General features: G+C 71.3%; 4 protein-coding genes. 2 read left to right on the top strand and 2 right to left on the bottom strand.

Annotated elements, in window-relative coordinates; genetic code table 11:
• Positions 1–177: 177 nt before the first annotated feature.
• Positions 178–2,598, bottom strand: a complete 2,421-nt coding sequence (locus ACRX5S_RS19670; RefSeq protein WP_436774289.1) for a SulP family inorganic anion transporter — start codon at positions 2,596–2,598, stop codon at positions 178–180.
• Positions 2,599–3,111: 513 nt separating this feature from the next.
• On the opposite strand from ACRX5S_RS19670, the gene ACRX5S_RS19665 reads away from it, so the two are divergent.
• Positions 3,112–4,431, top strand: coding sequence for a hypothetical protein (locus ACRX5S_RS19665; protein WP_436774288.1), 1,320 nt, complete (start codon positions 3,112–3,114; stop codon positions 4,429–4,431).
• A gap of 185 nt (positions 4,432–4,616) precedes the next feature.
• Here ACRX5S_RS19665 and ACRX5S_RS19660 read toward each other — a convergent pair whose 3' ends face one another.
• A complete protein-coding gene (locus ACRX5S_RS19660; protein WP_436774287.1) occupies positions 4,617–5,600 on the bottom strand; it encodes an ATP-binding protein in 984 nt (327 codons plus the stop codon).
• Between the two features lie 310 nt (positions 5,601–5,910).
• Here ACRX5S_RS19660 and ACRX5S_RS19655 point away from each other — a divergent pair, with 310 nt between their 5' ends.
• Complete coding sequence (locus ACRX5S_RS19655; protein WP_436774286.1) at positions 5,911–6,732, top strand: oxidoreductase; 822 nt, start codon at positions 5,911–5,913, stop codon at positions 6,730–6,732.
• Positions 6,733–6,893 lie beyond the last annotated feature (161 nt).

Below are 6,893 nucleotides of genomic sequence, written 5' to 3'. Positions count from 1 at the left end.
GGGGGCGGGCGCGGATCTGTCAGGTCGGACCGGGTCCCCGGTGCGCACCGCCACGACGCCTAGGTCGTCCCGCGTGGCGGTGCGTGTCTGTCCTCACCCCTCTTTCGGAGCCGAACAGCCGAGGGTTGGGCGCGATTTCGATTTTCTCGGACGGCATTCCCGCGGAGCCGTCCGACCTCAGGGCCGTCCCGCGGCGGCGGCCTCAAGGGCCTGCTCGGGCGGTACGTCGGGCGCGTCGGGGGCGGGCTTGTCGAGCGGCGCCACCACGGGCTCGAACTGGCCGGTGGCGGCGTCGTGCACGTACATGTGTGCGGAGGCGAGGTCGAAGTACAACCCGAACAGCCGGAGTTGCCCGTCCTCGACCGCGCGGTGCACCACCGGGTGGCCGAGCAGGTTGTCGAGCTGCTGGAGCACGTTGGTGAGGCAGAGCTGCTCGGCGGGCGCCGGAGCGTACCCGGACAGGGTCGGTGCCGGACGTTCGAGGTAACGGTCCACGCTGGTGCGGCCGTTGGCGAGCCAGCGGCGCAGATGCGGGGTGTGCTCGGGCAGGCCCGACGTGGTCGGCACATCGTCCGCGACCTGACCTGCGTCCGCGTCCTCGTCGGGCGCCTTCGTGTCCAGGGCAGTAGCGGGACGCCCCCCACCCTCGACACCCGCCAGAAGAGCCTGCATCGCCCCACACCCCGAGTGCCCGCACACGGTGATGCTGCGCACCCCGAGGACGGACACCGCGTACTCGATCGCCGCGCCCACCGAATCGTCCGCGCCCGCGTGTGCGTCCGAGCCGTGCGGGTGGGGAGGCACGAGGTTGCCCACATTGCGCACGGTGAACAGGTCACCCGGGCCGCTCGCGGTGATCAGATTGGGGACGACGCGCGAGTCCGCACACGTGATGAACAACTGCGCCGGGTTCTGCCCTTCGAGTGCGAGACGCTCCAGGAACGGCTGGACGAGCGGCGCCGTGCGCAGTTGGAACTCCCGGGCGCCCGCGACCAACGGATGCGCGGGCGGGCGCCCCCGCCGCGGGTGCAGGCGCTGCCAGTGCCACCACGGCGCGAACCAGCGCGCGGACGGCGTGGGTCCGATGCGGCGCGACCCCGGCTGTCCGTCGGCGGCGCGGCCGTAGTGGTCGTCGTGGATCTCCTCGATCTCCACCTGCCCGCCGCGTGCCACATAGGCGTTGCGCCACGTGTGCACGGCCTCGAACGCCGCCTGGTCGAGGTAGTCGACGGTGAGGTCGAGCACCACGTGTTCTCCGGCGGGCAGTTTGTCGAGGACGCGCGACAGGCGCGGCACCGACAGGAAGGTGAGGGCCCCGTGTACCTCCACGTGCAACGCGCCGTCGCGCTCGTACGCGTGCACCGTGCTCCGGCTGAGCCGCAGCAGCGCCATGACGACGGCCGCGATGACGCCGAGCGCCACGCCTTCGAGGACGCCCGCCACGACGACACCGGCCACGGTCGCGACGTACGCGGGGAATTCGCGGTGCCGGTGCACGTGGCGGATGTGCGCGCGGTTGACCATCTGCATGCCGACGACCATCACCAGCGCGGCGAGTGCGGCGAGCGGGATGCGTTCGACCATGCCGCCGAGCAGTCCGACGAACAGCAGGACCCACAGGCCGTGCATGATCGTCGCGGCGCGGCTGGTGGCGCCCGCCCGGACGTTGGCGGTGGAGCGGATCGCGCCGCCCGAGATCGGGAAGCCGCCGACCATGCCGGAGACGACGTTCCCGACGCCCTGGGCGGCGAGTTCGCGGTCGAGGTCGGAGCGTTTGCCGTGGTGGAGGCGGTCGGTCGCGACCGCGGCCAGCAGCGACTCGACCGCGCCGACGACGGCGACCGTCACGACGGCCGTGACCAGGCCCGCCCAGCCGAAGCCGACCGGGACCGAGGGCAGCACCAGCGCGGCGCCCGGGAGGTCGACACGTGCCACCTCCAGGCTCGCCGCGGTGGCGACAAGGGTGGCGAGGGCGACCGCGACCAGCGGAGCGGGGATGCGCCGCAGCCCGTTCAGGCGGGCGGGCAGCAGCGGCCAGGCCAGCAGCACGGCCACGGTCAGCACGCCGACGGTCAGTTCGGGGGCGCGCAACGCGGCGAACTGGCCCGGGAGTTCGTGCAGATTGTCGAGCGCTTCGCTCTGCGGCGAACCGCCGAGGACCACGTGCAACTGCGCGATCGCGATCACGATGCCGATTCCGGCGAGCATGCCGTGCACGATGGCGGGGGACAGGGCCAGTGCGGCGCGGGCCACCTTGGCGAGGCCCAGCAGGACTTGCAGGAGGCCCGCGGCCACGGTGATCGCGCAGGTGACGCGCCAGCCGTAGATCGGGACGAGCCCCGCGACGACGACGGTCAGGCCCGCGGCGGGGCCGCTGATCTGGAGCGGCGCGCCGCCGATCGTGCCGACCACGATGCCGCCGACGACCGCGGCGATGATGCCGGAGGTCAGCGGGGCGCCGGCGGCCAGGGCGATGCCGAGCGAGAGGGGGATCGCGATGAGGAAGACGACCAGGGATGCGCCCAGGTCGTGGCGGATCACTGCGCGGGCGCGCAGCACGGTGCGGGCCGCCTTGGGCGGGCGCGTGGGGAGGGTCATGGTCCCGTCTCCTCCGGGTGGTCAGCCGCCGCGGCCGGGGGGCGGCGCGGGCGGTTGGTCAGGCGGTGGACCGGCGGGTGGCCGGGCGGCGGACGCCTTGTGGGCGGATGCCATGTGGGCGGGATGTGCCGTACGGCCGGGGTGCCTTGATGGGGGCGTGCGACGGCGTCGTGGGCGGCTGGGCGTGCGGCAGCCGAAACGCCAAGATTGCACTAAGTAGTCTTTACGCTACCGTCAGTTTCTCATCGAGAAACGGTAAAGATCCGGCTCAAACGGGTGAACAAATCCGCGGGGGCGGCTCCGTGACCTTTCGGGCCACGGGGTAGTTGTCACCTACAGTGATGTGGTTCGGTTCACATCGTCGGCTTGTGATCATCGCTTTCTGCCGGGTATGCGGCGGTAGTTGCCGTTAGTCCCTGCAACCGAAGCGGCTCCCGGGTGCGTGTCTGTGGACAAGTGGTCATGCCAGATGCGTCCCAGACCGTGGGGTCCTGCCAACAAATGAGGTGAACTGTGCGTTCTGTCCGAGGTGCCGCGGTCCTTGTCGTCGTGGCGGTGCTGGCCGCCATCGGCTTCGTCGTGTTCGCCAAGGGCGGCGACGACAAGGATTCCGGTGCCTCGCCGGCCAAGAACTCCGGTCCCGGCCCCGACGGGAGCCCCGGTTCGGACTCGCCGTCCCCCACCGGTCCCCGCGAGGCCAAGCCCATCGGAGACGGGTCGACGAGCGACACCGGCCCGCAGCCGAACCAGCCCAAGGTGGAGAAGCTCAAGCCGGGGGAGAAGCCCCCGCAGTTCGTGGTCTTCTCCTGGGACGGCGCGGCCGAGATGGACGGCGTGAACCTCGTCTCCCGCTTCCGCAAGGTGGCACGCGAGAGCAACGCGTACATGACGATGTTCCTCTCCGGGATCTACGTCCTGCCCGAGTCGAAGAAGTCGCTCTACCAGGGCCCGAAGCACGGCCCGGGCGCGACCGACATCGACTTCTTGCTGGACAAGAACGAGCGCTCCACGCTGATCCAGATGCGCGAGGCATGGCTTGAGGGCGACGAGATCGGCACCCACTTCAACGGCCACTTCTGCGGTGCCAAGGGCGGCGACAACTGGTCGGTGGAGGAGTGGAAGAAGGAGATCGAGCAGGCCTACTCCTTCGTGCAGAACTGGCGTACCAACTCCGGCTGGACGGACATCCCGTCGCTGCCCTTCGACTACAAGAAGGAGCTGATCGGCGGCCGCGCGCCGTGCCTGGAGGGGCAGAACACCCTGATCCCGGCGGCGAAGGAGTTCGGCTGGCGGTACGACGCCTCCTCGAAGGGCGGCCTCCAGGTCTGGCCGAAGAAGAAGGACGGCCTCTGGGACCTCCCGCTCCAGTCCCTGCCGTGGCCCGGCCCGGGCGGCAAGTCGCAGCTCTCGATGGACTACAACATCATGTTCCAGCAGACCAACGGCAAGAAGGACGCCCCGCAGTCGCAGTGGCCCGCGCTTGAGCAGCAGGCGACCGATTTCTACATGGGCGGCTTCGAGCGGGCCTACACGACGAACCGCGCGCCACTGTTCATCGGCAACCACTTCGAGACGTGGAACGGCGGCGTCTACATGAACGCGGTCGAGAACACGATGCGCGGCGTGTGCAAGAAGGACGGCGTGCGCTGCGTGTCCTTCCGGCAGTTCGTGGACTGGCTGGACGCGCAGGACCCGGGTGTCGTCGCCAAGCTCCAGGGCCTCGGCGTCGGCCAGGCACCGGCCGACTGGGGCACGGTCACGGGCGGCCAGCAGGCTCCGCCCAACCCGGCGGGCTCGGCGCCGTATGTCGCGCCCGCTGCTCGGCGCGACTGAGGTGGACCGCGTGCCGCGAGTGGCTTGCGCGACCCGAGCGGGTTGTGCGGCGCGATCGAGTCGTGCGGCGCGCACAGGTCGCCACGTGCCGCGAGTGAGTGGCGCCGCGCGCCGCTGAGGCAGACGTACCGCCAAGAGGGCGGGTCCGCATATCGCGGGCCCGCCCTCACCGGCTTCGCGGACGGTCAAACCTGTCCGGCCAGCGCCGCGGGGCCCAGGACGAAGTCCGGGTCGACCTGGGTCGTCAGGTCGACGCCGGTTTTGGAATTGGCCCAGCTGTGCGCGTTCTTCACGTGGAACTCGACCATCTGCGCGGTGTAGCGCGCCCAGTCGCGGCGCTCATACGTCGCGTCCGCCGCCTCGCGCATGCGCTCCAATGCCGCGCGGTTGTCCGCCTCCAGCAGCTCGAACCCGGGTGTACGGCCCTTCTCGACCTCGCGCACGAACTCCGACTGGCCGGTCCACGTCAGCAGGTCGGCGCCGACGTGCTCGCGCAGGAACTCCAGGTCGTCCGGGCCCTGCACCTTGTTGCCGACGACGGCGAGGGAGATGTCCCAGTCGCGCGCGTAGTCGCGGTACTGCCGGTAGACGCTCACGCCCTTGCGCGTCGGCTCGGCGACCAGGAAGGTCATGTCGAAGCGTGTGAACAGCCCGGAGGCGAAGGCGTCCGATCCCGCCGTCATGTCGACGACCACATACTCCCCGGCGTCGTCCACGAGGTGGTTGAGCATCAGCTCCACCGCGCCGACCTTGGAGTGGTAGCACGCCACGCCCAGGTCGCCTTCCTGGAAGGGGCCGGTGGCCATGATGCGCATGCCGCTACAGCAACTGCCCACCGGACGGCGGCAGGCGTCGTAGACGGGGTTGTCCTCGTCGAGGCGCAGCAGCCGCGAACCGCGCCCGGGCGGGGTCGTCTTGACCATCTCGTCGGCCGACCCGATGCGCGGGTTGTCGCCACGCAGATAGTTCTTGATCAGCCCGAGGTGCGCGCCGAGCGGCGGGATGGCGGCGGCCTTCGCGTCGGTGAGCCCGAGCGCGACGCCGAGGTGCTGGTTGATGTCCGCGTCCACGGCGAGGACCGGGAGGCCGGCGGCGCCCAGGTGGCGGACGAAGAGGGACGAGAGCGTCGTCTTGCCGCTGCCGCCCTTGCCGACGAAGGCGATCTTCACGAGGCCGGTCCTTCCGTGCGTGGTGTCACGTCGCCGAGACGACGTATTCGTGTCGGTGGGGTGTTGCGCGGGTGGTGCGCTGGTGTGGGCCCGGGTGTGAATCGGGTGTGGTCCCGGATGCGGGCCGGGTGCGGCTCGGTGCGGGACGAGGTTCGGGACGGGTGCGGGACCGTGGATTGTCGGGAGTGACAATCGTTTTCGACAAGGATCATCCGTCGCACTTCGTGTCCGAGTCAAATCGGAGTGTGAGGGCGTTTGTTGCGCCGGGGGGCGTACGCGCGGGGGCGCGCGTTGCGCGTAGGGTCGGCGCGTGGACACCCGAGACCCGTTCGCCGCCGTCGCCGCGCTGCCCGGCGTGCCCGAGGCCGTCGAGACCGCCCGCAAGGCCGTCGACGCCCTGCTGGGGCACCGCACGATGCGCCGCCGCAGCCCCGAGATCAGCGCCGAGTCCGCCCTGCGCGGGGCCCGTGCCAGCGCCGCGCTGGAAGGCGCCGACTGGTCGCTGGAGGAGGTGCGCCGCCGCACGGACTACTCGCGTACGGACGACCCCGAGGCGGGCATCGTCGGAGGCGCCCTGCGGCTCTCCGCCGAGTACGGGACCCTCGTCGACGTCTGGCGCCGCAGCCCGATCCAGGTCCTCGCGCGCCTGCACATGGTCGCCGCCGCGGACGTCGTGGCTCCGGACGCACTCGGCCGCCCGCGCCTCGCGGGGGAGGACGTCGCGGTCCGCCCGGACCCGGGCGTGCTGCCCGGCGCCGATGAGGTGACCGCGCGCCTCGACGGCCTGGCGCGGCTGCTCATCGCGCCGAGCGACGCCCCGGCGATCGTCGTCGCCGCGCTCGTGCACGGCGAGATCCTGGCGTTGCAGCCCTTCGTCTGGGGCAACGGGCTCGTGGCGCGCGCGGCGCAGCGCATCGTGCTCATCACGCGCGGACTCGACCCGAAGTCGGCGGTGGTGCCCGAGGTGGGGCATCTCGACCAGGGGGCGGACGCGTACGAAAAGGCACTGCGCGGCTACGTGTCCGGGACACCCGAGGGTGTCGCGGCCTGGGTCGGGCACTGCGCGGAGGCCGTGACGCTGGGGGCACGCGAGAGCGTTGCGGTGTGCGAGGCGGTCATGCGGGGGATGTGAAAATTGGCGGCGCCCACGGGGAGGACGCCGCCACTCGTCACGTACAACGGGGTACCAGAGCGTGCACCGTTATGACGGCCGGCCCGGGGGCGAGCCCCGGTGGTCCGGCGCGTTCGGCCCCTACGAGGGTCGGTCGCGCGTGGGTTCCCGATGTCCGTGCT

Source organism: Yinghuangia sp. YIM S09857 (assembly GCF_051388915.1).
Classification (GTDB): domain Bacteria; phylum Actinomycetota; class Actinomycetes; order Streptomycetales; family Streptomycetaceae; genus Yinghuangia.
This window is presented reverse-complemented; position numbering and strand designations above follow the sequence as displayed.